At 73.0% G+C, this 25,911-nt stretch carries 22 protein-coding genes and 1 tRNA gene; 12 read left to right on the forward strand and 11 right to left on the reverse strand.

The window, feature by feature from the left end; genetic code table 11:
- The first annotated feature begins 50 nt into the window (after positions 1 to 50).
- Complete coding sequence (locus tag G339_RS0129905; protein WP_019634745.1) at positions 51 to 1,349, forward strand: cryptochrome/photolyase family protein; 1,299 nt, start codon at positions 51 to 53, stop codon at positions 1,347 to 1,349.
- A 7-nt stretch (positions 1,350 to 1,356) separates the two neighbouring features.
- On the opposite strand, the gene G339_RS0129910 is transcribed toward G339_RS0129905, so the two are convergent.
- Positions 1,357 to 1,938, reverse strand: a complete 582-nt coding sequence (locus G339_RS0129910; RefSeq protein ID WP_019634746.1) for a DNA-3-methyladenine glycosylase I — start codon at positions 1,936 to 1,938, stop codon at positions 1,357 to 1,359.
- A gap of 9 nt (positions 1,939 to 1,947) precedes the next feature.
- Complete coding sequence (locus tag G339_RS35790; protein ID WP_019634747.1) at positions 1,948 to 2,346, reverse strand: hypothetical protein; 399 nt, start codon at positions 2,344 to 2,346, stop codon at positions 1,948 to 1,950.
- Between the two features lie 80 nt (positions 2,347 to 2,426).
- Between G339_RS35790 and G339_RS0129920 the strand changes: the two genes are divergently transcribed.
- On the forward strand, positions 2,427 to 2,732 hold the full coding sequence (locus G339_RS0129920; RefSeq protein ID WP_019634748.1) for a hypothetical protein: 306 nt from the start codon (positions 2,427 to 2,429) through the stop codon (positions 2,730 to 2,732).
- Positions 2,733 to 2,863: 131 nt separating this feature from the next.
- On the opposite strand, the gene G339_RS0129925 is transcribed toward G339_RS0129920, so the two are convergent.
- The gene (locus G339_RS0129925) at positions 2,864 to 3,454 is read right to left on the reverse strand and encodes an LOG family protein (protein WP_033324760.1); all 591 of its coding nucleotides are present in this window, start codon (positions 3,452 to 3,454) and stop codon (positions 2,864 to 2,866) included.
- A gap of 79 nt (positions 3,455 to 3,533) precedes the next feature.
- On the opposite strand from G339_RS0129925, the gene G339_RS35795 reads away from it, so the two are divergent.
- The gene (locus G339_RS35795) at positions 3,534 to 4,790 is read left to right on the forward strand and encodes an AI-2E family transporter (RefSeq protein WP_169514801.1); all 1,257 of its coding nucleotides are present in this window, start codon (positions 3,534 to 3,536) and stop codon (positions 4,788 to 4,790) included.
- 546 nt (positions 4,791 to 5,336) lie between these two features.
- Positions 5,337 to 7,088, forward strand: a complete 1,752-nt coding sequence (locus tag G339_RS0129935; RefSeq protein ID WP_019634752.1) for an MDR family MFS transporter — start codon at positions 5,337 to 5,339, stop codon at positions 7,086 to 7,088.
- Positions 7,089 to 7,136: 48 nt separating this feature from the next.
- On the opposite strand, the gene G339_RS0129940 is transcribed toward G339_RS0129935, so the two are convergent.
- From G339_RS0129940 to G339_RS0129950, 3 genes are read right to left on the reverse strand one after another with little or no spacing between them, the layout of a single operon-like run.
- Positions 7,137 to 8,267: an LLM class flavin-dependent oxidoreductase gene (locus tag G339_RS0129940; protein WP_019634753.1), complete on the reverse strand. Its 1,131-nt coding sequence runs from the start codon at positions 8,265 to 8,267 to the stop codon at positions 7,137 to 7,139.
- Entirely contained in the window at positions 8,264 to 9,466 is a 1,203-nt protein-coding gene (locus G339_RS0129945) for an LLM class flavin-dependent oxidoreductase (RefSeq protein ID WP_019634754.1), read from the reverse strand. The genes G339_RS0129940 and G339_RS0129945 overlap by 4 nt, the downstream gene beginning before the upstream one ends.
- Positions 9,463 to 10,806: an NtaA/DmoA family FMN-dependent monooxygenase gene (locus G339_RS0129950; protein ID WP_019634755.1), complete on the reverse strand. Its 1,344-nt coding sequence runs from the start codon at positions 10,804 to 10,806 to the stop codon at positions 9,463 to 9,465. The genes G339_RS0129945 and G339_RS0129950 overlap by 4 nt, the downstream gene beginning before the upstream one ends.
- Positions 10,807 to 11,118: 312 nt before the next feature.
- Between G339_RS0129950 and G339_RS0129955 the strand changes: the two genes are divergently transcribed.
- The 7 genes from G339_RS0129955 to G339_RS0129985 all read left to right on the forward strand — a co-directional run bounded on the left by G339_RS0129955 (position 11,119) and on the right by G339_RS0129985 (position 20,676).
- A complete protein-coding gene (locus G339_RS0129955) occupies positions 11,119 to 11,502 on the forward strand; it encodes an MmcQ/YjbR family DNA-binding protein (protein WP_019634756.1) in 384 nt (127 codons plus the stop codon).
- A gap of 235 nt (positions 11,503 to 11,737) precedes the next feature.
- Positions 11,738 to 13,345, forward strand: a complete 1,608-nt coding sequence (gene qcrB, locus G339_RS35805) for a cytochrome bc1 complex cytochrome b subunit (protein ID WP_019634757.1) — start codon at positions 11,738 to 11,740, stop codon at positions 13,343 to 13,345.
- Complete coding sequence (gene ctaD, locus G339_RS0129965) at positions 13,342 to 15,009, forward strand: aa3-type cytochrome oxidase subunit I (protein WP_019634758.1); 1,668 nt, start codon at positions 13,342 to 13,344, stop codon at positions 15,007 to 15,009. The genes qcrB and ctaD overlap by 4 nt, the downstream gene beginning before the upstream one ends.
- 2 nt (positions 15,010 to 15,011) lie before the next feature.
- Positions 15,012 to 18,275 (forward strand): formate dehydrogenase, encoded by a 3,264-nt coding sequence (gene fdh, locus G339_RS0129970; RefSeq protein WP_026341908.1) that lies wholly within the window; start codon positions 15,012 to 15,014, stop codon positions 18,273 to 18,275.
- A gap of 83 nt (positions 18,276 to 18,358) precedes the next feature.
- Entirely contained in the window at positions 18,359 to 19,150 is a 792-nt protein-coding gene (locus tag G339_RS0129975; RefSeq protein ID WP_240489941.1) for a 4Fe-4S dicluster domain-containing protein, read from the forward strand.
- Positions 19,147 to 20,181 (forward strand): NrfD/PsrC family molybdoenzyme membrane anchor subunit, encoded by a 1,035-nt coding sequence (gene nrfD / locus G339_RS0129980; RefSeq protein WP_019634761.1) that lies wholly within the window; start codon positions 19,147 to 19,149, stop codon positions 20,179 to 20,181. The genes G339_RS0129975 and nrfD overlap by 4 nt, the downstream gene beginning before the upstream one ends.
- Before the next feature lie 63 nt (positions 20,182 to 20,244).
- A complete protein-coding gene (locus G339_RS0129985; RefSeq protein WP_019634762.1) occupies positions 20,245 to 20,676 on the forward strand; it encodes a ChaB family protein in 432 nt (143 codons plus the stop codon).
- A 64-nt stretch (positions 20,677 to 20,740) separates the two neighbouring features.
- Here G339_RS0129985 and G339_RS35810 read toward each other — a convergent pair whose 3' ends face one another.
- The 4 genes from G339_RS35810 to G339_RS0130005 all read right to left on the reverse strand — a co-directional run bounded on the left by G339_RS35810 (position 20,741) and on the right by G339_RS0130005 (position 24,235).
- Positions 20,741 to 21,532 carry a TIGR04282 family arsenosugar biosynthesis glycosyltransferase gene (locus G339_RS35810; RefSeq protein ID WP_019634763.1) on the reverse strand — a complete coding sequence of 264 codons (792 nt, stop codon included), beginning with the start codon at positions 21,530 to 21,532 and terminating at the stop codon, positions 20,741 to 20,743.
- Positions 21,529 to 22,461, reverse strand: coding sequence for a cupin domain-containing protein (locus tag G339_RS0129995; RefSeq protein WP_019634764.1), 933 nt, complete (start codon positions 22,459 to 22,461; stop codon positions 21,529 to 21,531). The genes G339_RS35810 and G339_RS0129995 overlap by 4 nt, the downstream gene beginning before the upstream one ends.
- A 6-nt stretch (positions 22,462 to 22,467) precedes the next feature.
- Positions 22,468 to 23,259: a hypothetical protein gene (locus G339_RS0130000; RefSeq protein WP_019634765.1), complete on the reverse strand. Its 792-nt coding sequence runs from the start codon at positions 23,257 to 23,259 to the stop codon at positions 22,468 to 22,470.
- 175 nt (positions 23,260 to 23,434) lie between these two features.
- The gene (locus G339_RS0130005) at positions 23,435 to 24,235 is read right to left on the reverse strand and encodes an SAM-dependent methyltransferase (RefSeq protein WP_019634766.1); all 801 of its coding nucleotides are present in this window, start codon (positions 24,233 to 24,235) and stop codon (positions 23,435 to 23,437) included.
- A 543-nt stretch (positions 24,236 to 24,778) separates the two neighbouring features.
- Between G339_RS0130005 and G339_RS0130010 the strand changes: the two genes are divergently transcribed.
- The gene (locus G339_RS0130010) at positions 24,779 to 25,435 is read left to right on the forward strand and encodes a hypothetical protein (protein WP_019634767.1); all 657 of its coding nucleotides are present in this window, start codon (positions 24,779 to 24,781) and stop codon (positions 25,433 to 25,435) included.
- Between the two features lie 257 nt (positions 25,436 to 25,692).
- Here the strand turns inward: G339_RS0130010 and G339_RS0130015 are convergent.
- Positions 25,693 to 25,765, reverse strand: a tRNA-Lys gene (locus G339_RS0130015).
- Between the last annotated feature and the right edge of the window lie 146 nt (positions 25,766 to 25,911).

Raw genomic sequence — 25,911 nt, forward strand, 5'->3', positions numbered from 1 at the left:
ACCGGCGAGATACCGGACTGGGCGCCGGTCGCGCGGGCGACGATCAGAGCGTGACCGACACCGCGATCATGCTGTTCACCCGCGACCTGCGGGTGCGCGACAACCCGGCGCTGGCCGCCGCGCGGGACGCCGCGAAGCGGGTCGTCCCGCTGTTCGTGTTCGACGACGCGCTGCTCGCCCGCTCCCCCAACCGGACGCGGTTCCTGCTGGACTGCCTGGCCGACCTCGGCGACGCGCTCGTCCTGCGGCGCGGCGACCCGGCGGCGGAGGCGGCGAGGCTCGCGCGGGCGACCGGGGCGCAGGCGGTGTTCCTGGCCGACGACGTGAGCCGCACCGCCCGGCGGCGGCGCGCGGCGCTGGAGGACGCGGCGGCGCGCGACGGCTTCGAGGTGTCGTTCCATCCCGGCCTGACCGTCGTCCCGCCGGGCGAGGTGACACCGTCCGGCGGCGACCACTACCGCGTCTTCACGCCGTACTGGCGCGCGTGGGAGAAGACGGCGTTCCGCGAGCCCGCGCCGACCGTGCGGCTCAAGGCGGCGGACGTGCCCGGCAGGCGGGCCGACCCCGCGACGATCGCGCGGAAGTTCGCCCGCGGCGCCTCCCCCGACCTGCCGCGCGGCGGCGAGACCGAGGCGCGCGCACGGCTGCGCGCCTACCTCGGCGGCGGCCTCGACCGCTACGGCGACGAACGCGACGCGCCCGCCGCCGACGCCACGTCCCGGCTCAGCGGCTACCTGCGGTTCGGCTGCCTGTCGCCGCTGGAGGTCGTCACCGCCGCCCGCGAGCACGGCGGCGCGGACGAGTTCGTCCGCCAGGTCGCCTGGCGCGACTTCTACCACCAGATCCTCGCCGCGTTCCCCGACCTGCCGCGCGCCGACTACCGGCGGCCCGGCCCGCCCTGGCGCGACGACGCGGCAGCCCTCGACGCGTGGCGCGACGGCCGCACCGGCGTCCCCATCGTGGACGCGGGCATGCGCCAACTGCGCCGCGAGGGCTGGATGCACAACCGCGTCCGGCTGATCACCGCGACGTACCTCACCCGGTTCCTGCGCGTCGACTGGCGCGCGGGCCTCGCCCACTTCGACCGGTGGCTCGTGGACGGCGACGCCGCCGACGACCCCGGCAACTGGCAGCTCGTCGCCGGGACGGGCAACACCTCGCGGCCCAACCAGTACCTCAACCCGCTGCGGCAGGCGAGGCGGTTCGACCGCGACGGCGCGTACGTCCGCCGGTACGTGCCCGAACTCGCGGACCTCGACCGCCGCGACGTCCACACGCCGTGGCGGCTCGACGCGCTCCCGGCGGGCTACCCGGCCCCGCTCACCGACCCCGCCGACCTCGACGGGTGACGGCCGGTCACAGCCCGGCGTACGCGCCGCGCCGGTGGCAGCCCGTCAGATGGTCGTCGACTAGGCCGCACGCCTGCATCAGCGCGTACGCCGTCGTCGGGCCGACGAACCGGAAGCCGTGCCGCTTGAGGTCCTTGGCCAGGGCCGTGGACGCGGGCGTCGTCGCCGGGACGTCGGCGGTGGACTCGGGTGCGGGCGCGTCCGGATCGGCGTAGCGCCACACGAACGCGGCCAGCCCGCCGGGGACCTCCAGCGCGGCGCGCGCGTTCGCGACGGCCGCGCTGATCTTCGCGCGGTTGCGGACGATGCCCGCGTCCGCCATGAGGCGTGCCTCGTCGTCCGGGCCGAACGCGGCGACGCGGACCGGGTCGAAACCGGCGAACGCGGCGCGGAACCCCTCGCGCTTGCGCAGGATCGTCAGCCAGGACAGGCCCGACTGGAAGGCCTCCAGGCACAGCCGCTCGTACAGCCCCTGATCGTCCCGGACGGGACGGCCCCACTCGGTGTCGTGATAGGCGATGTAGTCCGGCGCGGACAGGCCCCAGGGGCAGCGGGCGAGTCCGTCCAGACCGGCGACGGCGATGCTCACCGCCCCGTTCTACCCGACGCCGCCGACACTTCCGGCCGGGCCGTCCTCGGGGCCGTCCTCGGCCGCGGCGCGGTGGTCGCCCGGCGTCACGTGCGGCGGCGGCCCCTCGGCCGCGCCCAGGCGCAGCTCGGTCACCTGGTTCTGGAGGGACGCCAGCCGGGCGTCGCGCTCGTCCAGCGCGCGGGCGTACCGGTGCAGCAACTGCTCGGTCGCGGCCGGGTGGTAGCCCCACATCGAGCGCGGCGGCCGCGTCCCCGCCACCTCCGCGCCGCTGACCGGGTAGTCCTCCGGGTAGGGCAGCGGCGCGTGGTCGGGCTGCGGCGCGGCCAGCTCGCCGCCCCGGCCCGCCGCCAGGGCGACGACCGCGCCCAGGACCGCGACGCAGGCCAGGATGATGAGCACGATCACCGCACGCTCCGATCTGTCGACCCCGTTGCCGCCCCCGATCGTGCCACACGCGCGCGGCGGTCCTGTGCCACGATCGGGGCATGGAAACGCAGGACGACCGGCTGCTCGCGGCCGGTGCGCCGCTCCCGCCCGGCGCGGTGGACGCCGGGGAGCGCCCGCCCGCCGCGCGCGTCGCGGAGCTGGTCGCGGCGGGCGCGCCGGTCGCCGTGACGCCCGCGCCGGACGGCCCGGAACTGCTCGCCGAGGTCGCGGTCTACGCGTGGCTGGGCGTCCGCCACCTCCGGGTGCCCGACCCCTCGTCGCGCGACGTCCGCGACGTCCTGGCGATGGTCGACTCGGTACGCGGCACCCGCCCCCCGGCCCTCTCCGTCCGCGGCCTCGCCTGATCCAGGGCGCGGTTCCAGCGCGCGTCCGCGCTCGCGCGGGGCGGGCCAGCTCCGTCAGCCGGAACGCCGCCCGCACGGGGCAGGGGGCGAGCCGCCAGGCGAGCGCCCTGCCCCGGGCTTCGCCTGACGGTTCAGGGTTCGGCCTCCGCGTAGTCCTCGGCCGTCGCCTCGATGCGGACCGGGCTGCGCTCCAGGTGGTCGAACGCCTCGTCCATCGAGCGCGTCCAGCCGATCGCGTCGAAGACCTTCGCGCGGGCGAACCCGGTGTCGGCGAGGTTCTTCATCAGCTCGCGCAGCGGGTCGTAGACGCCGAGCGGGTCGAGGATCGCGATCTGCTTGGTGTGCATGCCGAGGGTGCGGGCCGTCCAGATCTCGAACAGCTCCTCCAGCGTGCCGATCCCGCCGGGCAGGACGAGGAACGCGTCGCTGCGGCGGTCCATCTCGCCCTTGCGGGACCGCATGTCGGGCGTGACGATCAGCTCGGCGCTGGCCTGGTCCGCGACCTCCAGCTCCAGCAGCCCCTCGGGGATGACGCCGACCGTGGCGGCCCCGCCGTCGCGCGCGCCCCGGGCGACCGCGCCCATGCACGACATCGTCCCCCCGCCGCTGACCAGGCTGTGCCCGCGCCGGGCGATCTCCCGGCCGACCTGTTCGGCCAGTTCGACGTGGCGCGGGTCGATCCTGCTGCTGGACGCGCAGAACACGCAGATCGCAAGGCTCATGGACGGCCTCCCTCTTCTCGTGGACCCTGGATACCACGGGGCCGGGACGCCGACCAGCGGGTTTCCGCGGGAGCCGCCCGTGCCCGATGATGGACGGGGATTCTCCGGCGACGGGCGGGTGCGGATGGGTGCGAAGAGGGCTCCGGCGGGCGGGCCGCCGGTGCCGCCGCTGCTCGCGGCGGTCGCGGCCTGGTCGTGGCGGGCCATCGCGATCGGCGTCGTCGGCTACGGGCTCGTGTGGATCGTCGGGACGCTGAAGTTCGTCTTCATCCCGTGCGCGGTGGCGCTGTTCCTGTGCGCGCTGCTGCGTCCGCTCACCGCCCGGCTGGAGCGCCTCGGGCTGCCCGCGCTCGCCGCGACGTGGGTGACGATGCTGTTCGGGCTCGCCGTGCTCGGCGGTATCGGCACGTACGTGGGCATCCAGGCGAACTCGGAGTTCCCGAAGCTGGCGTCGGAGATCCAGGTGACGGCCAAGTCCATCCAGCACTGGCTGGAGACCGGGCCGTTCCACATCAAGCACTCGCAGTTGCAGGACAGCCTGGACAAGGGCATCGACTACCTGGAGCAGCGGCGCGGGAAGATCGCCGACACCGCGCTGGAGGCCGGGACGCTCACCGCCGAGATCCTGACCGCGCTCGTCTTCATGGTGTTCGTGACGTTCTTCCTGCTCAAGGACGGCAGCCGGATCTGGGCGTGGACGATCAGCGGCACCGGCCGGTACCGCGCGCGGGTGGACCGCGCGGGCCGCGCCGCGTGGGAGACGCTGTCGCAGTACGTCCACGGGACGGTGATGGTCGCGGCGATCCACGCGGTCGTGCTGGCCGTCGTGCTGGCGATCCTCGGGGTGCCGCTGGTCGCGCCGCTCGCGGTCGTGATCTTCCTGGGGAGCTTCATCCCGATCGTCGGCATCCTGGTCGGCGGCGCGCTCGCCGTCGCGGTGACGTTCGGCGCGAAGGGCGGGGTCGCGGCGCTGGTGTTCCTCGGCATCCTGATCATCGAGCACCAGATCGAGAGCCATCTGCTGCAGCCGCTGCTCGTCGGGCGGCTCGTGCGGCTGCACCCGCTGGCGATCATCCTGGCGATCAGCGTGGGCGGGATCGCGGGCGGCATCCCCGGCGCGGCCGTCGCGGTGCCGATCGCGGCCGTCGTCTACCGCGCCTGGCCCGCCCTGCGCGACCCGCCGGACGAGCTGCCGCCCGAGGTCGCCACCGCCCTGGCGGAACACCCCGACGACCCGGTGGACCCGGCTGGAACGAAGAGCGCGGACGAACCGGAGGATTCACCCGATTCCGGGGACACGGACGCCCGGACGCCGACCCGCGACGAACTCCCGTAAGCACCGCGCCGGGGGCTCCCGTCGGCGATACCTGGCTCTCCCCGCGGAGACCTCCGCGTCGCCGGGGAGTGCGACCTGGGCGGCCGTAGTCGGCCACGAAAGCGGGAATTTTCTCCGCATGTACCGCGAAAGCGGGACCCTGTCCGGCGGCGCGTCCGCCGCCGCCCCGGAGCGCATCGCGCCGGTGAGCGGCGCCCGTCATCGCACGCATCGCCAGAGCGCGCAGGCGGCCGCGCGTCGCCAACGAGACCGACGCCGCCGCGTCCGTCAACGGCCCGGCGAAGCGGGCGGCGGTGGGGGCCCTGGACGGATCGCCGCGAAGCGGCTTATTTAGTTGCGTGCGTCATACAGGTATGTGCTAGAAAAGGCTGTCCCGTCTCCCGCCCCAGACCGGGATTCAGGCCGTTGGACCGCACCAAACCCGACAAATCGGGACGATCCCCCAGGCCCTCCCTCCCTCACGAACACCGCCCCACCCCTGCCCGCCTGCCCAGCGGGGGGATGCGGGGGTCCGACCCCGCATCGCACACGAGAGGACCCGACCACATGAGCACCAACGCCGACGCCCCGCCGGCCGGTTCGGCCGACCCGGCCGAACCGGCGCCCGGCGGGGCGCCACGGGCCGCGGAGCCCACCGGCTACACCCACCGCCAGATCATGGTGATCCTGTCCGGGCTGCTGCTCGGCATGTTCCTCGCCGCCCTGGACCAGACGGTCGTGTCCACGGCGATCTACCGCATCGGCGAGAGCCTCGACGGCCTGACCGCGCAGGCCTGGGTCACGACCGCGTTCCTGATCACGTCCACCATCGCGACGCCGCTGTACGGCAAGCTGTCGGACCAGTACGGCCGCAAGCCGTTCTTCATCTTCGCGATCTCGGTGTTCATCTTCGGCTCGGCGCTCTGCACGCTGTCGACGTCGATGTATATGCTCGCCGCGTTCCGCGCCTTCCAGGGCATCGGCGCGGGCGGCCTGATGTCGCTCGCGCTGGCGATCATCGGCGACATCATCCCGCCGCGCGAGCGCGCCAAGTACCAGGGCTACTTCATGGCCGTGTTCGGCACGTCCAGCGTGCTCGGGCCGGTCATCGGCGGCGCGCTCGCCGGGCAGGACCAGCTCCTCGGCGTGGACGGCTGGCGCTGGATCTTCCTCATCAACGTCCCGATCGGCGTGCTCGCGCTGGTCGTCGTCGCCAGGGTGCTGCACCTGAACCACGAGCCGCGCCCGCACCGGATCGACTACGCGGGCGCGGCGTCGCTGATCATCGCGCTCGTCCCGCTGCTGCTGGTCGCCGAGCGCGGCCGGGAGTGGGGCTGGGGGTCGGCGGCGGCGCTGTCGTGCTACGGGATCGGCGTCGTCGGGATCATCGCGTTCGTGCTGGCCGAGCTGCGCGCGGGCGACGAGGCCCTCCTGCCGCCGCGCCTGTTCCGCAACCGGATGTTCGCCCTGGGGACGACGCAGTCCGCGATCATCGGCATCGGCATGTTCGGCGGCATCACGCTGATCCCGCTGTACCTCCAGCTCGTCAAGGGCTACTCCCCCACCAAGGCGGGCCTGCTGACGCTGCCGCTGATGCTCGGGATCATGTCGCTGTCGATGGTGTCCGGCCAGATCACGTCGCGGACGGGCCGGTACAAGATCTTCCCGGTGATCGGGTCCGGGCTGCTCGTCGTCGGGATGCTGATGCTCTTCGGGCTGACGGCCGACACGAGCCTGGTCTACGTGGACGCCGCCATGTTCGTCGTCGGCGCGGGCCTCGGCCTGAACATGCAGACGATCGTCCTGGCGATGCAGAACGCGGTCCCGCCGCGCGACATCGGCGTGGCGACGTCGTCGACGACGTTCTTCCGGCAGCTCGGCGGCACGCTCGGCGTCGCGGTGTTCCTGTCGATCGTCTACTCGACGGTGAGCGACAAGATCGCCGGCTCGTTCGCGGACGCGCGCGGGACGGCCGCGTTCCAGGCGGCCGCGAAGGCGCACCCCGAGCAGATGAAGACGCTCCACGACGCGTCGTCCGGCGGCGACGACGTGCTCAACAACATGACGTTCCTCAACCACCTCGACCCGGCGCTCGCCCACCCGTTCAAGGCCGGGTTCACCGGCGCGCTGACGGTCGCGTTCCTGGTCGGCGCGGGCGTGCTGCTGATCGCGCTGGTGCTGTCGGCGCTGATCAAGGAGGTCCCGCTGCGGACCCACGCGGCGGCGTTCTCCAAGAACGAGCCGGACGAGCCGGGCGCCCCCGCCGAGACGGCGGCCAAGCCCGAGGAGCCGGAGCAGCCCGCCCCCGCGGCGGGCTGACGGGAGCCGGACGGGCCGGGCGGAACCCCGGCCCGTCCGCGTCGCGCGTCAGGCGGCCGACCACGCCTTGGCGAGCAGGTCGTAGGACCGGACGCGCGCCTCGTGCTCGTGGGTGATCGTCGTGACCAGCAGCTCGTCCGCGCCCGTGACGCGGCGCAGCGTCTCCAGCCGCTCCACGACCGTCTCCGGCGACCCGGCGAACTGGGTGTCCACCCGGTCCGCGACCAGCGCGCGGTCCTCGTCGCTCCAGACGTGCGCGGCGGCGTCCTGCGGCGTCGGGAACGGGATCGCCGCGAGGTGCGTGCGGATGCTGCGCACCCACAGCCCGTACGGCGACGCCAGCCGGCGCGCCTCCTCGTCGGTGTCGGCCACGACGACGTCCGCCGACACCACGACGTACGGCTCGGCCAGCGCCCCGGGCCGGAACGCCGCCCGGTACGCGTCCACCGCGTCCAGCACGTTCGCCGGGCTGACGTGGTAGTTCGCCGCGAACGGCAGCCCGCGCTCGCCCGCGACGCGCGCGCTCTCCCCGCCGCTGCTGCCGAGTATCCACAGCTCGGGCCGGGTCGTCTCGTCGCCGTCCGGCAGCGCCCGCGCGACCTCGCCGTCCGGCGACCGGTACGTGCCGTCGAGCAGCGCTGTGATGTCGTCCACCTGCGCGGCGAACCCGGGCGACTCCGCGCCCGGCTGCTGGAGCAGGGCGGTCATCAGCGCGAACCGGGGCGACGCGGCCAGGCGGGACGCGAACTCGAACGCGCTCGGGAGCAGCAGCCCGTCCACGACCCGCGCCGGGCGGCGCGGCGGGGGCGCGGCGGCGCGCTCGGCGGCCTCGGCGCGGCGCTGCCCGGAGCGGCCGAGGCCGAGGTCGATCCGGCCGGGGTGCAGCGCGCCGAGCGTCGCGAACTGCTCCGCGACGGCCAGCGCCGTCCAGTGGCCGGTCTGCACCGCGCCGGAGCCGACGCGAATCCGGGACGTCGCGGCGGCGACGGCCGCGATCAGCACCTGCGGCGCGGCGCTGGCGACGCCCGGCGCGAGATGGTGCTCGGCGAGCCAGTACCGGTGGTAGCCCGCGGTCTCGGCGCGGCGGGCCAGGTCGAGGGTGTCGCGCAGCGCCCCGGCGGCGGTGCCGCCCGCCGGGATCGGCGCGAGGTCGAGGACGGACAGCGGCGTCGTGCTCATCGGGAGCTCCCGGAGGTGGTGGCGTAGCGGTCGGCGGGGCGCGGCAGGCCGAAGCGGGCGCGCAGCGAGGTCTCGGCGTACCCGTCGCGGAACGCGCCGCGCCGCCGCAGCTCGGGGACGAGCGCGCGGGTGACGCCTTCGAGGTCGTGCGGGAGGACGGCGGGCCGCAGCCGGTATCCGGCGAGGCCCGCGCCGCGCCAGTCCAGCAGGACGTCCGCGACTTCGGCGGCGGTGCCCGCGACGGTCCCGGCGTCCGAGGCGAGCGGGTCGACGGCGTCGAGGCGGGCGAGCCGGTCCGCCGCCGCGCCCGGCGCGTCGTCCAGCAGCACGACGAGGTCCGCGAGGACGGTCAGCGGCGCGCCGTCCCGGCCGACGCGCTCCTCGGCCGCGCGGACCTCCGCGACGATCGCCGCCGCCTCGTCCCGCGAGTGCGGCGTGACGAACACGACGTCGGCGGCGCGCGCCGCGAACTCGTACGGGACGGCGCTGTGCGCGAGCGCCGCGACGAGCGGCTGCCCCTGCGGCGGGCGCGGCGTGATCGACGGCCCGCGCACGCTGAAGTGCGCGCCCTCGAAGTCGATGTAGTGGAGTTTGTCGCGGTCCAGGAAGCGGCCGGTGGCGACGTCGCGGATCTCGGCGTCGTCCTCCCAGCTGTCCCAGAGGCGGCGGGCGACCTCGACGGCGTCGGCGGCCTCGTCGAACAGCTCGCGGACGAACGACCGCGCGGCCGGGCTGGTCAGGTCCTCGGGCGTCAGCGCGACGACGTCCCGCCGCCCGAAGTGCGCGGCGTCGGCGGCGCTCGCGGAGATCCGCGGCCGCCAGCCCGCGCGGCCGCCGCTGACGTGGTCGAGCGTCGCGATGCCGATCCCGACGTGGAACGGCTCGGTGTGCGTGGTGTTCACGGTCGGGACGAGCCCGATCCGGGACGTCGCGGGCGCGACGCGCGACGCGAGCAGCACCGCGTCGAGCCGTCCCCGGACCTGGTCGGTGCGGTGGTCGGGGGCCAGGACGTCCGACGACTGGAGCGCGAGCGCGTCCTCGAACGTCACCAGGTCCAGGGCGGCGCGCTCGGCCTCGGCGGCGAGCCCCGTCCAGTACGCGGGGGCGAACAGGTCGGCGGGGCGGGCGCCCGGCTCGCGCCACGCGGCGGGATGCCAGCCGGCGCCGTCCAGCGCGGCGGCGAGGTGCAGGTGGGTCACGCGGTCTCCTCGGGGGTGCGGGCCGGGCCGAGGCCGAGGTGGTCGCGCAGGGTCGGCCCGGTGTAGTCGGCGCGGAAGACGCCCTTCTCCTGGAGCAGCGGGACGACGTGCTCGGCGAGGTCGTCCAGGCCGCCGGGGGTCAGGTGCGGGACGAAGACGAAGCCGTCGGCGGCGTCGGTCTGCACGAACTCGTCGATGCGGTCCGCGACGGTCCGCGCCGTGCCGACGAACGTCTGCCGCGACGTCGCCTCGATCGCCAGTTCGCGGATGCTGAGGCCGCGGTCCTCGGCCAGCTCGCGCCAGCGGCGGACGGTCTCGGAGCGGTCGCCGCGGAACTGGGCGCGGCCCTTGGAGACGCCGCCCGCCAGGTCGGGTTCGACGTCGGGCAGCGGGCCGTCCGGGTCGTAGCCGGACAGGTCGCGGCCCCAGACGGCCTCCAGGAACGCGAGGGCGTTCTGCGGGGAGACCTGGGCGCGGCGGATCTCGGCGGCGCGCTCGGCGGCGTCCCGCTCGGAGTCGCCGAGGACGTAGGTGACGGCGGGCATGATCTTCAGATCGGCCGGGCGGCGGCCGTACTTGGCCAGGCGGCTCTTGACGTCCTTGTAGAACGCTCGGCCGTCCTCCAGCGTCGAGTGGCGGCTGAAGATGACGTCGGCGTCGCGGGCGGCGAACTCGCGGCCCTCGTCGGAGTCGCCCGCCTGGATGATGACGGGATGCCCCTGCGGGCCGCGCGGCGTCGTGAACCGGCCTTGGATGGCGAAATGTTGGCCTTCGTGGCGGAACGCTCCCGCGTCCTCGCGGACGAAGCGGCCCTCGGCCGGGTCCGCGACGAGGTCCGCCGCCGACCAGGAGTCCCACAGCTCGCGCGCGGTGTGCAGGAACTCGGCGGCGCGGGTGTAGCGGTCGGCCTCGTCCAGGAACCCGCCGCGCCGGAAGTTCTCGCCGGTGAACGCGTCGTAGCTGGTCACGACGTTCCACGCGGCGCGGCCCTCGCTGAGGTGGTCGAGCGTCGCGAGCCGCCGCGCGACCTCGTACGGCTCGTTGAACGTGGAGTTGACCGTCGCGGCGAGGCCGAGGCGGGTCGTGACGGCGGCGAGCGCGGCGAGGACGGTCAGCGACTCGGGCCGCCCGGCGACGTCGAGGTCGTGGATGCGGCCTTTCAGCTCGCGCAGGCGCAGGCCCTCGGCCAGGAAGAAGAAGTCGAACTTGGCGCGCTCGGCGGTGCGCGCGAGGTGGACGAACGACGCGAAGTCGATCTGGCTGCCGGAGCGGGGGTCGGACCAGACGGTCGTGTTGTTGACGCCGGGGAAGTGGGCCGCGAGATGGATCTGCTTGGGCATGGCGGGGAGTCTCCTTCGCTGCGCCGTCCCGGCTTCCGGTTGCGGACGCCCTTTACCTATCTACATAGTAGGAAAAGTAGGATTTCGCGTCAACGCTTAACCTAGTAATCCAGTAGGGATGGTTGACTAAGTCGCGCGCGGCGTGGTCTCCTGAGGGCGGCGCGTACTCGCGCGGCGGTGCCCGTCCCGGCGACGGCGGCGGGCGCGGACCGCCGCCGCGGACCCCCCTCCTCAGGGGAACGGCCGTCCGGCCCGCTCCGGGCCGGACGGCCCGTCCGCATTCTGTCGGCGGGCCGTCGTAGAGTCGCCCGCATGGACGAAGCCGCAGGCGGCGGGCTCAGCGACGAGGCCGCCGAAGAGATCGCGCAGCGCCTCCGGGAGATCTGCCTGGCGCTGCCGGAGGCCGTCGAGAAACCGTTCGGCGGCCACACCGCGCCGAGCTTCCGCGTGCGCGACAAGCTGTTCGCGATGACGATGCGGGACGGCGCGGCCCTGACCGTCAAGGCCGGTCCCGGCGTCCAGCAGGCGCTGGTCGAGGGCGACCCGGAGCGCTTCTACGTCCCGCCCTACGTCGGCGCCAAGGGCTGGGTCGCCGCCCGTCTCGACGTCCCCCAGGACTGGGACGAACTGGCCGAACTCATCGAGGACAGCTACCGCCTCATCGCCCCGAAGCGGCTGGCCAAGCTGCTCGACTGACGGACCGCCGCGCGCCCGGGCGGGCGCGCGACGCGGTCCGAGCCTTGACGATCTTTGGTTCTCCACCTCGGTTGATGGTCGCTGAGCTGGGCATTCACCCCTCGACCGCACCGATGGGACGGGCCGGCGTGTTTCGCCGCCGCGCGGTCGGTGAGACACCACCGCGTCCCCAGGGGAGTCCCGGAAGGAGATCGCTCATGCCGTCGCCGTGCGCTGCGATCCGGGTGGCGGTCCGGTGAGCGGACGGGGCGCGCGGCTCGCGACCGGGACGGCCCGCGCGATCGACGACCGCCTCGGCGTGGCCGGTTTCGCGGCGCGCAACCTCCGCAAGGCGTTCCCGAAGCACTGGTCGTTCCTGCTGGGCGAGATCGCGCTGTACTCGTTCGTCGTCCTGCTGCTCACCGGCACGTTCCTCACGCTGTTCTTCCACCCGACGAACGACGAGATCGTCTACGACGGCTCGTACCGGGCGCTGAACGGCATCACGATGAGCGAGGCGTACGCGTCCACGCTGCACATCACGTTCGACGTGCGCGGCGGCCTGCTGATGCGCCAGCTCCACCACTGGGCGGCGGTGCTGTTCGTCGCGGCGATCTGCGCGCACCTGCTGCGGATCTTCTTCACAGGCGCGTTCCGCAAGCCGCGCGAGATCAACTGGCTGATCGGCGTCACCCTTTTCACGCTGGCGCTCGCCGAGGGTTTCGCGGGTTACTCGCTGCCCGACGACCTGCTCTCCGGGACGGGCCTGCGCACGGCGGACGGCATCATGCTCGCCATTCCCATCGTCGGCACGTACGTGAGTTTCTTCGTGTTCGGCGGCGAGTTCCCCGGCGAGCAGATCATCCCGCGCCTGTTCACGATGCACATCCTGCTCGTCCCCGCGCTGCTGCTCGGCCTGATCACCGCGCACCTGATGATCCTTTGGCACCAGACGCACACCCAGTTCCCGGCGAAGGGACGCGTCGAGGGCAAGGTCTCCGGCGAGCCGACCTACCCGCATTTCGCCGCGCAGAGCGCCGCTTATTTCCTCTACACGTTCGGGATTCTGGCGGTGCTCGCGACGGCGTTCCAGATCAACCCGGTGTGGCTGTACGGGCCGTACGACACCGCGCAGGACTCCACGTCCGCGCAGCCCGACTGGTACGTCGGGTTCCTGGAGGGCGCACTGCGGATCATGCCGCGCGTCAGCACGACCGTCGCGGGCCACACGATCTCGTGGAACGTGTTCCTGCCGACGATCGTGCTGCCCGGCGTCTTCCTGACGTGCGTCGCGCTGTACCCGTTCTTCGAGCGCTGGGCGACGGGCGACCGGCGCTACCACCACCTGCTGGACCGCCCGCGCAACGCCGCGACGCGGACGGCGATCGGGGCGGCCGTCATCGCCTGGTACGGGAACCTGTGGGCCGCGGGCGGCAACGACGTCCTCGCCGTGACGTTCGGCGCCCCGCTGGAGGCCACGACCTGGTTCTTCCGCGCCGGTTTCTTCGTGTTCCCGGCCGTCGCGTTCGCGGTGACGCGGCGGGCGTGCCTGAGCCTGCAGCGCCGCGACGTCCGCACCGCCGAGGAAGGCGTGGAGAGCGGGACGGTCTGGCTGAGCCCGCGCGGCGGCTACCTGGAGCACCACGACCCGGAAACACCCGAAGAGGCGGCGCTGACGCGCGTCCGCCAGCCGCGCGAGCTGGTCGCGCCGTACCCGGACCACCTGATCCCGCTGCCGACGCCGGGGCGGATCAAGGCGCAGCTCCGCACCCGCGCGAACCGGTTCTACCTCGACTACGACGGCGAGGTCTCCGGCGGCGGGCAGGGCCGGTACGACGAGGACCGGGAGGACGGAAGGCCATGACGGCGGTCGAGGAGAGCCCGGACACCAGCGCGCGGGAGGCCCTGAGCCGCCACCGCAAGGGCACCCGCTTCGAGCACGTCCTCGCCACGACCGACCACAAGGTCGTCGGCTACCTCTATCTCGGGACGTCGTTCACGATGTTCCTCATCGCCGGGGTCATGGCGATGTTCATGCGCGCGGAACTGCTGGAACCCGGCCTGCAGATCATGGGGAACAGCGTCTACAACCAGCTCTTCACCATGCACGGCACGATCATGCTGCTGCTTTTCGCGACGCCGCTGTTCTCGGGTTTCGCGAACGTTCTGGTGCCCTTGCAGATCGGCGCGCCCGACGTCGCGTTCCCGCGCCTGAACACGATCAGCTACTACCTGTACCTGTTCGGCGCGGTGATCGTCCTGCTCGGGTTCTTCACGCCGCGCGGTCCGGCGGCGTTCGGGTGGTTCGCCTACACGCCGCTGTCGGACGTCACCCGCTCCCCCGGCCAGGGCGGCGACCTGTGGGCGATGGGCCTGGTGATGTCGGGCGTCAGCACGACGCTGACGGCCGTGAACATCACGACGACGATCATCGGGATGCGCGCGCCCGGCATGACGATGTTCCGGCTCCCGATCTTCGTCTGGAACGTGCTGCTCACGAGCCTGATGGTGATGATCGCCTTCCCCGTCCTGACGGCGGCGCTGCTGGCGCTGGAAGGCGACCGCCGCCTCGGAATGCACATCTACGACGCCGACCACGGCGGTGCGCTGATGTGGCAGCACCTCTTCTGGTTCTTCGGGCATCCCGAGGTCTACATCGTGGCGCTGCCGTTCTTCGGGATCGTCACCGAGATCTTCCCGGTGTTCGCCCGCAAACCGCTGTTCGGCTACATCGGGATGGTCCTGGCGACGATCTCGATCACCGGCCTGTCGATGACGGTGTGGGCGCACCACATGTTCGCGACGGGCCGCGTCGTGCTGCCGTTCTTCTCGTTCATGTCGTTCCTCATCGCGATCCCGACCGGCATCAAGTTCTTCAACTGGGTCGGGACGATGTGGCGCGGCCAGCTCACCTTCGAGCCGCCGATGCTGTTCGCGGTCGGGTTCCTGGTGACGTTCCTGTTCGGCGGGCTGACCGGCGTCATCCTGGCCTCTCCCCCGCTGGACTTCTCGGTCACCGACTCCTACTTCGTCGTCGCGCACTTCCACTACGTGCTGTTCGGGACGGTCGTGTTCGCGATGTTCGGCGGCTTCTACTTCTGGTGGCCGAAGATGACCGGCAAGAAGCTGCACAACGGCTGGGGCCGCGTTCACTTCTGGTCGCTGTTCGTGGGTTTCCACACCACGTTCCTCGTCCAGCACTGGCTCGGCGCGCAGGGGATGCCGCGCCGGTACGCGGACTACGCCGACCAGTTCACGACGCTGAACTTCGTCTCGTCCATCGGGTCGTTCGTCCTCGGCGCGTCCACGTTCGCGTTCCTGTGGAACGTCCTGCGGACGCACCGCCGCGCCGGGACGGTCGGCGTGGACGACCCGTGGGGCACGGGCGGCTCGCTGGAATGGGCGACGTCGTGCCCGCCGCCGCGCCACAACTTCACCGAGCTGCCGCGCATCCGCTCCATCCGCCCCGCCTTCGACCTGCACTGGCCGCAGGAGGCGGCGGAGCCCGCCGAGGAGAAAGGCCGCTGACGATGGGTGTCCGAACATGGATCGGCGAATGGCCGGTGTACCGGCAGTTCACCGGGGACGATCCGCTCGGCCGGGGGGCCGCGGCGATGTCGCGGAAGACGCGCGAACTCGAACCGCGCACCGAGACCGCCGACAAGGTCGTGAAATCCGTCTGCCCCTATTGCGCGGTCGGCTGCGCGCAGAACGTGTACGTCAAGGACGACGAGGTCGTGCAGATCGAGGGCGACCCCGATTCCCCGGTGAGCCGAGGCCGGCTGTGCCCGAAGGGCTCGGCGTCCCTCCAGCTCACGACCGGCAGCGCGCGCCGCCACGAGGTGCTCTACCGCCGCCCGTACGGCACCGAATGGGAGCGGCTGGACCTCGACACGGCGCTGGACATGGTCGTGGACCGCGTTCTTTCCGCGCGCCGCGGGGGCTGGCAGGACGAGGTCGACGGCATCCGCGTGAACCGGACGCTCGGCATCGCCAGCCTCGGCGGCGCCACCCTCGACAATGAAGAGAACTACCTCATCAAGAAGCTCTTCACCGCGCTCGGCATCGTGCAGGTGGAGAACCAGGCGCGGGTCTGCCATTCCTCGACGGTCGCGGGGCTCGGCACGTCGTTCGGGCGCGGCGGCGCGACGACGTTCATGCAGGACCTCCAGAACTCCGACTGCATCGTCATCGAGGGCTCGAATTTCGCGGAATGCCATCCGGTGGGCTTCCAGTGGGTGATGGAGGCGAAGGCGCGCGGCGCGAAGGTCATCCACGTCGATCCCCGGTTCACGCGGACGAGCGCGGTCGCCGATCTGCACGTCCCGATCCGGGCGGGCACCGACGTGGCCTTCCTCGGCGGAATCATCAACCACGTCCTGAGCACCGGTTCGGATTTCCGCGAGTACGTCGTGGAGTACACCAACGCCTCGACGATCGTGGGCGAGGACTTCCGGGACACCGAGGATCTCGGCGGCGTCTTCTCCGGCCTGGACGAGGAGAACCGCCACTACGACCTCACGACGTGGCAGTACGAGGGCGGCCAGGTGCAGGCCGCGTCCGGAGAACGCGACGAGCTGTACCAGGAGCGCGTCAAGAAGGGCGGCCCCGCCGCCCCCGCCGGAACATCGGAATCGCACGGCTCCGGCGGCGCGGGCATCACCGGCGAGATCCGCCGCGACCCCACGCTGGAACACCCGCGCTGCGTCTACCAGATCCTCAAACGGCACTACGCCCGCTACACCCCGGAAATGGTGGAGGAGACGTGCGGAATCCCGCGCGACACCTTCATGCAGGTGTGCCGGGCGCTCGTGGAGAACTCCGGCCGCGACCGCACGAGCAACTTCGTCTACGCGGTCGGCTGGACGCAGCACAGCAACGGCGCGCAGTACATCCGCGCGGCGTCGGTCCTGCAACTCCTGCTCGGCAACATCGGCCGTCCGGGCGGCGGAATCCAGGCGCTGCGGGGGCACGCCTCGATCCAGGGCTCCAGCGACATCCCGACGCTGTTCAACCTGCTGCCCGGCTACATTCCGATGCCGCACGCGCACGCGCACGAGGACCTGGACGCGTTCGTCGAGGCGACGAAGGCGGACCGCGGCTACTGGTCGAACATGCGCGCCTATCTCGTGAGCCTGCTGAAGGCGTACTTCGGCGAGAACGCCACCGCGGAGAACGACTACTGCTTCGGCCACCTCCCCCGGCTGACCGGTTCGCACAGCACGTACGAGACCGTCCTCGCGCAACTCGAAGGCACCTGCAAGGGCTACTTCCTGATGGGCGAGAACCCGGCGGTCGGGTCGGCGAACGGGCGGCTGCAGCGGCTCGGAATGGCGAACCTCGACTGGCTCGTCGTCCGGGACTTCTCGCTCATCGAGTCCGCGACGTGGTGGAAGGACGGCCCCGAGATCGAAACGGGGGAACTCCGCACCGAGGACGTCAAGACCGAGGTGTTCTTCTTCCCCGCCGCCGCGCACACCGAGAAGGCGGGCTCGTTCACCAACACGAACCGGATGCTGCAGTGGCATTTCCAGGCCGTCGAGCCGCGCGGCGACGCGCGCAGCGACCTGTGGTTCATGTACCACCTGGGCAAGCGGCTGCGCGATCGCGTCGCGGACTCCGGCGACCCGCGCGACCAGGCGCTCCGCGACCTGACCTGGCACTACCCGACCGAGGGCACGATCGCCGAGCCGAACGCCGAGGCCGTCCTGGCGGAGATCAACGGCCACCACGTCGGCGGCCGCCCGCTGTCGGGCTACACCGAGCTGAAGGACGACGGCTCGACCGCGTGCGGCTGCTGGATCTACTGCGGCGTCTACGCGGACGGCGTCAACCAGGCCGCGCGCCGCAAGCCGTACACCGAGCAGGACTGGACGGCGCACGAGTGGGCGTGGGCGTGGCCGCTGAACCGCCGCGTCCTCTACAACCGCGCGTCCGCCGACCCGGACGGGAACCCGTGGAGCGACCGCAAGGCGCTCGTCTGGTGGGACGCCGACGCCGGGAAGTGGACGGGCCACGACGTGCCCGACTTCGTCCCGGACCGGCCGCCGTCCTACCGCCCGCCGGAGGGCGCGACGGGCGTGGCGGCCATCGCCGGGAACGATCCGTTCATCATGCAGGCGGACGGCAAGGGCTGGCTCTACACCCCGGCCGGACTCGTGGACGGCCCGATGCCCACGCACTACGAACCGCAGGACTCGCCGATCGCGAATCCGCTGTACCCGGATCAGCAGCGCAGTCCCGTGCGGCAGCTCCTTCCGCACGAGGGCAACCGGTACCACCCGAGCGGCGGCGAGGCGGGCGCGGGCGTGTTCCCGTACGTCCTCACGACGTACCGGCTCACCGAGCACTTCACGGCGGGCGGGATGACCCGTTGGTCCCCGTATCTGGCGGAACTCCAGCCCGCGTTCTTCTGCGAGGTGTCGCCCGAGCTGGCCGCCGAGCGCGGCCTGACGCACAACGGCTGGGCGCACCTGGTCACGGCGCGCGGCGTCGTGGAGGCGAAGGTGCTGGTCACCGACCGGATCACGCCGCTGCGCATCGGCGGGCGGACCGTCCACCAGATCGGCGTCCCCTACCACTGGGGGCCGAACGGGTACACGACGGGCGATTCGGCGAACGACCTGTCCTCGATGGCCCTCGACCCGAACGTCCACATCCAGGAGGTGAAGGCGTTGAGCGCCGACATCCGGCCGGGCCGCCGACCGCGCGGGCCCGCCGTCCCCCCGTTCCTCGCCGCCTACCGCGAGCGCGCGGGCATCACCGAGACGACCGGCACGGAGGTGCGCGGATGATGTCGCTGATCGGCCGGAACCTGCTGGCGGGCGCCGAACCCGACCCGGCCGGCGACGCGGGGCACCGCGACGCGCCGCCGCGCATGGGCTTCTTCACCGACACGTCCGTGTGCATCGGGTGCAAGGCGTGCGAGGTGGCGTGCAAGGAGTGGAACGCCGTCCCGGAGGACGGCCTCGAGTTCACCGGCATGTCGTACGACAACTCGCAGGGGCTCGGCGCCGACACCTGGCGGCACGTCGCGTTCATCGAGCAGCGCAAGTCCATCGGGAACGCCGAGGCGGGCGAGCGCGGCGACCTCCGCTGGCTCATGGCGTCGGACGTGTGCAAGCACTGCACGCACGCCGCGTGCCTGGACGTCTGCCCGACGGGCGCGCTGTTCCGCACCGAGTTCGGGACGGTCGTCGTGCAGGAGGACGTCTGCAACGGCTGCGGCTACTGCGTCCCCGCCTGCCCGTACGGCGTGATCGACCAGCGCAAGGAAGACGGCCGGGTGTGGAAATGCACCCTGTGCTACGACCGGATCGGCGACGGCATGGAGCCCGCCTGCGCGAAGGCGTGCCCGACCGACTCGATCCAGTTCGGCCCGCTGGACGAGCTGCGCGAGCGCGCCGCCGCCCGCGTCGAGGAGCTGCACGGCATCGGCGTCGAGGACGCGCGCCTGTACGGCGAGGACCCGGCGGACGGCGTCGGCGGCGACGGCGCGTTCTTCCTGCTGCTCGACGAGCCCGAGGTGTACGGGCTGCCGCCGGACCCGGTCGTCACCACGCGCGACCTGCCGTCGATGTGGCGGCACGCGGGCGTCGCCGCGGCGGCGCTGCTCGGCGGCGTCGCGGCCGTCTTCGCGGTCCACGGCCGGAAGGGGGCGCGGCGGTGAGCACGTCCGACGTGACGAAGCAGGGCATCCGGGGCGAACGGCAGGGCCGGGCCGCGCTCGTCGGCGAGGGGCTGCGGCGGCGTCGCCGGGGCCGGGGCCGCCGGGGCGAGCAGGCGATGGTCCCCGACGCCGAGTTCACCTCGTACTACGGCAAACCCGTCCTGAACCCGCCCACCTGGGAGGCGCGCGACATCGCGGGCTACTTCTTCCTCGGCGGTCTCGCCGGGGCCGGGTCGGTGCTGGCGGCGGGCGCGGAGTTCACCGGGCGGCCCGCCGCCGCGCGGGCGCTGAAGGTCTCGTCGCTGCTGGCGATCTCCGGGTCCACGGCGGCGCTGATCCACGACCTCGGCCGCCCGTCGCGCTTCTACAACATGCTGCGCGTCATGCGGCCGACGTCGCCGATGAGCATGGGTTCGTGGCTGCTCGCCGCGTACGGCCCGGCGGCGGGCGCGGCGGCGGTGCTGGACGTCACCGGGCTGTTCCCCCGCCTCGGCCGGATCGCGGCGGGCAGCGCGGCGGTGCTCGGGCCGGGCGTCGCGACGTACACGGCGGTGCTCGCGACCAACACCGCCGTCCCGGCCTGGCACGACGGGTTCCGGGAGATGCCGTTCGTCTTCGCCGGATCGGCCTCGATGGCGGCGGCCGGGCTCGCGCTCGCCGCCGCGCCGCGCGCCGAGGCCGGGCCCGCCCGGACCGTCGCGCTGCTCGCGGCGGCGCTGGAGAACGCGGCGGTGCTGCGGATGGAGCGCCGCCTCGGCATGGTCGCCGAACCGTACAAGACGGGACGCGGCGGACGGCTGATGCGCGCCGCGAAGATCCTGTCCGTCGCGGGCGCGGTGGGCGGCGCGGCGCTCGGCGGGCGCAGCCGCACGGCCGCCGTCGCCGCCGGGACGGCCCTGCTCGCGGCCTCGGCCTGTACGCGGTTCGGGGTGTTCTACGCCGGAATGCAGTCGGCGTCCGACCCCAAGTACACCGTCGTCCCGCAGCGCGAACGGCGGGACGCCCGGGAGGGTGTGACCCGTCTCGCGTGAGGAACGCGCTTCGCCGGGTATCGGGCCGTTAGCAGAGGAAACGCACCCGAAAGGAGCGCACCGATGCCGATGATGACAAGCGGCGGCAAGGTCAGGAAGAGCGAGCTGCCGAGCACGATCCAGCGGTCCGACGCCAAGGCCCAGCGGACGTTCGCCGAGGCGCACGACTCCGCGACGAAGGAGTACGGGACGGGCCAGCGCGCCTTCCGCGTCGCCTACGGCGCGCTGAAGCACACCCACGAGAAGGTCGGCGACCACTGGCAGCCGAAGGCCGGGGGGCGCAAGGGGCCGTCCGACCCGCAGTCCAAGGGCGGCCGGAACACGCACCGGACGAGCGCGGGCGGCGTCGACATGGAGGCGCCCAAGCAGCACCTCTACGAGGTCGCCAAGCGGCTGGACGTGCCGGGGCGGTCGTCGATGACCAAGATGCAGCTCGTCAAGGCCATCGAGAAGGCCAACAACCGCGACACGCGCAAGGCGCGCGGGCGGGCTTGAACCACGGGCTTGAACCACGGGCGTGAACCACGGGCTTGAACCACGGGCGTGAACCGGGGGTAGATCAGCGGCCCGTCCGGCGGGCGGTGATGGCCCGCTCGACGTCCGTCAGCGCGGCGGCGAACCGGGTGCCGGGTGCGGCGCGGGCGACCGCGCGGGCGTCGGCCATCCGGTCCACGTCCCGCAGCGGCGGCAGGTCCGCCACCGACAGCCCGAGCGCGGCCAGGCGGCGGCGCTGCGAGCGCAGCGTGGACGACCGGCTCATCGGGACGCCCGCGCAGATCCCCGCCACGTTCCGGCGCAGGCCGATCGCCCAGTAGCCGCCGTCGTCGGCCGGGCCGAGGACCGCGTCGGCGCTCGCGACCGCCGACAGCGACGACGCCAGCAGCCCCGGCGTCACCTGCGGCGTGTCGTAGGCGATGAGCAGCGCGGGCGTCCCGGCGTCGGCGAACGCGCCCTCCAGCCGCGCGCCGAGGTCCCCCGGGCGCTGCGGGACGACCTCGACGCCGTCCGGCACCCACGGGCCGGGCGCGCCGTCCAGCACCAGGCACGTCCACGCCGGACGGGCCGCGCGCGCCGCGTGCAGCGTGTCCGCCAGCATCGCCTCGGCCAGCGAGCACGCCTCGCCGGGCGTGCAGGGCGGGCAGAGCCGCGTCTTCACCCGGCCGGGCACCGGCGACTTGGCGAGGATCAGCAGCCCGGCGGCGCGCGGCGGCAGCCCGCCGTGGACCCGCGCGGCGGCCCGCTCGCGGCGGCCGACGGCGCCCGGCTCGCCGTGGGCCTGCGCGTGCCGGGCGCGGCCCGGCGGGCAGGCGTCGGGGTCGAGCGGCCGGGCGCGGCGGTGGGCGAGGGTCATCCGGTCCTCCCCCGGATCGGCGCGTACAGGACGCCCGAGTCGGCCAGGGCGCGCCAGACCTCGGCCTCGGCCGGGTCGGGCGGCAGGTCGGGGCCGCCGCAGCGGCGCGCGTGCAGCTCGCGGACCAGCGCGTCCATCGCGGCGAGGCGGTCGCCCGGCGCGCCGGGGGCGGCCAGGACGGCGCGGACGCGGGCCAGGTCGGCGCGGTCGACGGCGGTCAGCGCGGCCGGGCCCGGCGCGGACGCGGCGATCCCCGCCGCCCGCCACGTCGTGTGGACGCGGCCGCCGAGCGCCCGGTTGAGCGCGTTGCGCGGCAGCCGGACGCGGACCGCGAGGCCGTCCCCGAAGTGCTCGACGCGGTGCCACCAGCCGGTCGGCACGAACGCGGTGTCGCCGGGCCCCAGCTCGCCCGCGGACTCGTCCGGGAACGGGCCCGCGGCGCGGCCGACGTTGAGGAACGGATCGACGTCCGGCGACCTTCCGGGCGGCACCCAGCGGACGCGCGCGGTGCCGGACGCCTGGTGCAGCAGAACGCCGCGCAACTCCGCGTCGAAATGCAGTGCGGACACCTCGCCCTTCCGGCCCACGCGGAACCGGCGCTCGCCGCCCCGGAAACGCACCGGCGGCCCGGCGACGCCCCGCAGCTCCGGCGGAATCGGCCGCCACAGGCAGCGGAATCCCGCGCCCGCTCCCGCCAGATAGCCGCGCAGGGTGGCTCTCAGGTGCTCGGGGTCGCTTCCCTCGGGATCGGCACGGCCCAACAGGAGGTCCAGGCCGCCGAGACGATCCAGTGCGGCGGTTCTGGCGGGCGGGCCGGCGAAAATCGCGGGACGGGCCTCGGCGGCGTACTCGCGGAGAAATCGCCGCGCGCCGGGAAAGCGGACGCGTTCGGTCTCCTGAATGGTCGCGGCCTTTTCGGGAATCGGCACGGCGGGTCAGTCCTCGAACCGGCCGGCGAGCAGGAGCGCGCCCGCTCCGGTCGCTCTGGGATTCGCGTCGCGGGGGACGCCGCCGGGCGTCCAGAGCCAGTCGCCCGCCGTGAGCGTCCCGTCCGCGGAGTCGAGCGCGCCGCCGGTGACGACGGCCCAGTCGGCGTCGGGGAGCGGCGCGTGCGGCTCGACCAGGAGCTGCCAGAGGACGAGCCGCGCCCGGCCGGTGAACGGCAGGAAGCGGTGGTCGGCGATGTCCGCCAGGTCCCGGACGGCCTCGTCCGCGCCCGGGGTCCTGGACGTCAGCCGGCCGTCGAACCTGCTGGCCAGGGCCGTCCAGCGGCCGTCGACGCGGGCCGGGCCGTCGTCGCGCGGATCGGGGGCGCGGGGGCCGGCCGGCTCGGGCAGGGCCGTGAACAGCAGCGCGCCATCTGGGCCCGCCGTCGCGGGGGCCGTTCCGGCGGGCTCCCACAGCCAGTCGCCCGCCGTCAGCGTCCGGCCGCCGTGCCGGACGGAACCGGCGACGACCGCCCGCAGCGCGGCGGTCCCGTGCGTCGGGGCGTCCGCGCGCAGATCCGCCAGGTAGGCGACGAACCTCGTCCTGCTTCGTGGGGCTATCGGCAGGAGCCAGCGCACCGCGCCGCCGTCGAGCAGGTCGCGCGTCCGGGCCCGGACGCGGACGGCCGCCCCGTCGCGCGAGCACAGCGCGCCGCCGCCGACCTCGGGCGCCAGCGCCAGCACCCGCCGGACCGCGGGACCGAACGGCTCCCTCCCGTTCCGGGCGGTGGCCTTATTCATTTCTGGGACCTCCACTTCGCCGGGGGTCGGCGAAGATCGGAAACGGTCTCGCTTCGGGCTGCCGCCCACGCTAAGCCGGGCCCCGTCCGGTGTAAAGGGGAACAAAACCGTCACCATAAATGGGCGGGAACGAAAAAGGCCCGCGCCACCGTCCGATAACGCGGAATACGCTCCGCTACCGCCGCACCGCGACGGCCGCGACGGTGAACGTCCGCTCCGGATGCGCGACGGGCTCGCCGCCCGGGTCCGGCCGCCACAGCGGCGTGTACGTCAGGCCGGGTTCCAGCAGCTCGAAGTCGCCGAACAGGGCGGCGACGCCGTCGCGCGAGCGGCCCCGGAAGCGGCGCGCCATCGGCTGGAAGACGCGCGTGACGTCGCCCTGCGCCTCCGGTTCGGGGTCCTGCGTGATGTGCGTGACGACGAGGTGGCTGCCGGGCGCGAGCCGCTCGTGCAGCCGCCGCACCGCGCCGCTCGCGACGTCGTCGTCCTCGATGAAGCCGAGCAGGCGGTCCAGCACGACGGCGACGGGTTCGCGCAGGTCAAGCAGCTCCTGGACGCGCGGATCGTCCAGCACGGCGTCCGGTCGCTCCGTCCCGACCGCGACGACCGCCGCGCGCCGCACGTTCGTCAGCAGCGCGCGGGCGTGCGCGAGCACCACCGGATCGCCGTCCGCGAACACCACGCGCGGGTCCGCGACGACCTCCGCGGCCGTCTCATGCACGTTCCCCGCCGCGGGAAGCTTCGTCCCGACGTCGATGTACTGCCGAATCCCCGTCCGCGCGAGATGCCGCACCGCCCGCCGCACGAACGCGTGGTTCTCCCGCGCCGCCGTCCGCGCCTCCGGCACGACGGCCAGCAGTTGCTCCACGACCGCCCGGTCGACCGCGTAGTTGTCCTTGCCGCCGAGCAGGCAGTCGTAGATCCGCGCGGCGTTGGGCACGCGGAGATCGACGCCGACGGGCGGCTCGGCGACCATGACCACCTCCGGGGAGCGACGGTGAGACGACCCTAACGCCCCCGTAACCAGAACATCCCGCGATCCCCCGAACCTGACAACCCCGCCCACAAAACCCGAACTCATCTCACAAATATCGCGTCCGAGCCGCATCGCCTTTTGTAAGACCGACCGCGCCGCCGCCGAGGTGCCGAAGAGCGCACCGCAGGCGCCCGCGCCCGCCCGCGAGAGCGACCTCCCGACCCGGTACTGGTCCGGCGTGGCCCGCAAACCGTTAACAACGGCTGCCGCGCAGAACGACGAGATCGCCGAAGAATAGGGGTGATCCATTCCTGGTACATCACCTCACGCTGCGCGTCAACCAGTCGGCTCCGGGTTCCGCAAGGCCGGGGTAGGACAGGAATCAAGAAGCAGGCGGTGTACGCCGCCGCACGCGGTACCTTACGATTACATGTGTCACTTCCATCCGAGGCGACGAGCACCGCACCAGACGCCGGAGAATGGTTCACAAAACCCTTCCCGCGTTGTCGCGGATTCAACGTTCCCGAATTCACGGAGGTCGATATGGAGCCGGGCGTCATGCGGTTGGGCGACAGTCTCGTCGCGGGAGGACCCTCCCTCAACGAGGGCGACGGAATGTTATTGTTCCTGACCCTCACCTCCGACGGGAAACTGCGCGTACACGACCTCAGCGGCAATGTTCTCTGGTCCCCGCCGGTCGGCGACGCGAAGCTGACCAGCGCGACACTGACCCAGGACGGCAACTTCGCGGCGTACACGGGCGTGTTCGACGACCGCAAGGAGGTCTGGTCGACCGGCACGGCCGGAAAAGGCGTCACCGAGATGCAGCTCTCGGGCGGACGGCTCGCCCTCATCGACACCAACAGGATGCGGGTCGTGTGGACCTCGACCCAGCACGACTCCGCCGAAGAAGCGAACCGGGCCCAGGACGGCTCCCAGCCCGTCCCCGACAGGCTCACCCTCAGCCGACACCCGGCCCTCGACCTCTCGGCTCTCGGAGCGAACGGCGCGGAGATATTCGTCGACCTCCGAGGCGACCTCGCCTCGGCGGCCACGTCCGGAGCCGAAGTCGTCAGAATCGTACGAATCTCCCCGCAACCCGACACGGGTGCAGTAGTCGAGTTCGCGGACGGCAGCACCCGAACATACGAGTCGACCGACGAACTCACGATCTGCCGAATCACAGGCGAAGACAACTGAGCCCGAGCACGCCCGCCGACCTCCCACGGACACGCGCCGACGCCGTAGGCGCGTTCGCTCGTCCCGCTGGCGGGCATAGGCGAACGTCTTCCCGCCCCGGCTGAACACCATCCCCATCAGGCTGAGCCGACCGTCTCCGGTTGGTCGTGGCAGCGCCCCGCGGTCGGGCTGTTGCAGGCCGAATAAGCGGGCGACCGAACTGCTCTGCGAACGGCGAACGGGCGAACACGATCGTGTTCGCCCGTTCCCCTGTCGGGTGCGCCGTCAGGGACTTGAACCCCGAACCCGCGGATTAAGAGTCCGCTGCTCTGCCAATTGAGCTAACGGCGCATGCCTTCGCGGCCGATCCGACGGCCTGTCCGGCTCCTCAAGGATAGCAGCACCCGGGCAGTGTCTCAGACGGGGTCGTTCCACGAGGATCAGCAACCGTCGATGCGGTGGGTGTCACCGGCCTGTCTGGCTGGCCGGTGACACCT

The sequence above is a fragment of the Actinomadura atramentaria DSM 43919 genome (genome assembly GCF_000381885.1).
Taxonomy (GTDB): domain Bacteria; phylum Actinomycetota; class Actinomycetes; order Streptosporangiales; family Streptosporangiaceae; genus Spirillospora; species Spirillospora atramentaria.

Bases quoted from the DNA above. Each gene is read 5' to 3' on its own strand.
- G339_RS0130005 (WP_019634766.1), bottom strand. From the start codon at position 24,235: ATGGTCGCCGAGCCGCCCGTCGGCGTCGATCTCCGCGTGCCCAACGCC.
- G339_RS0130000 (WP_019634765.1), bottom strand. From the start codon at position 23,259: ATGAATAAGGCCACCGCCCGGAACGGGAGGGAGCCGTTCGGTCCCGCG.
- G339_RS0129985 (WP_019634762.1), top strand. From the start codon at position 20,245: ATGCCGATGATGACAAGCGGCGGCAAGGTCAGGAAGAGCGAGCTGCCG.
- G339_RS0129975 (WP_240489941.1), top strand. From the start codon at position 18,359: ATGGGCTTCTTCACCGACACGTCCGTGTGCATCGGGTGCAAGGCGTGC.
- G339_RS35810 (WP_019634763.1), bottom strand. From the start codon at position 21,532: ATGACCCTCGCCCACCGCCGCGCCCGGCCGCTCGACCCCGACGCCTGC.
- G339_RS0129920 (WP_019634748.1), top strand. From the start codon at position 2,427: ATGGAAACGCAGGACGACCGGCTGCTCGCGGCCGGTGCGCCGCTCCCG.
- G339_RS0129925 (WP_033324760.1), bottom strand. From the start codon at position 3,454: ATGAGCCTTGCGATCTGCGTGTTCTGCGCGTCCAGCAGCAGGATCGAC.
- G339_RS0129940 (WP_019634753.1), bottom strand. From the start codon at position 8,267: ATGAGCACGACGCCGCTGTCCGTCCTCGACCTCGCGCCGATCCCGGCG.
- G339_RS0129955 (WP_019634756.1), top strand. From the start codon at position 11,119: ATGGACGAAGCCGCAGGCGGCGGGCTCAGCGACGAGGCCGCCGAAGAG.
- ctaD (WP_019634758.1), top strand. From the start codon at position 13,342: ATGACGGCGGTCGAGGAGAGCCCGGACACCAGCGCGCGGGAGGCCCTG.
- fdh (WP_026341908.1), top strand. From the start codon at position 15,012: ATGGGTGTCCGAACATGGATCGGCGAATGGCCGGTGTACCGGCAGTTC.
- G339_RS0129950 (WP_019634755.1), bottom strand. From the start codon at position 10,806: ATGCCCAAGCAGATCCATCTCGCGGCCCACTTCCCCGGCGTCAACAAC.
- G339_RS0129935 (WP_019634752.1), top strand. From the start codon at position 5,337: ATGAGCACCAACGCCGACGCCCCGCCGGCCGGTTCGGCCGACCCGGCC.
- G339_RS0130010 (WP_019634767.1), top strand. From the start codon at position 24,779: ATGGAGCCGGGCGTCATGCGGTTGGGCGACAGTCTCGTCGCGGGAGGA.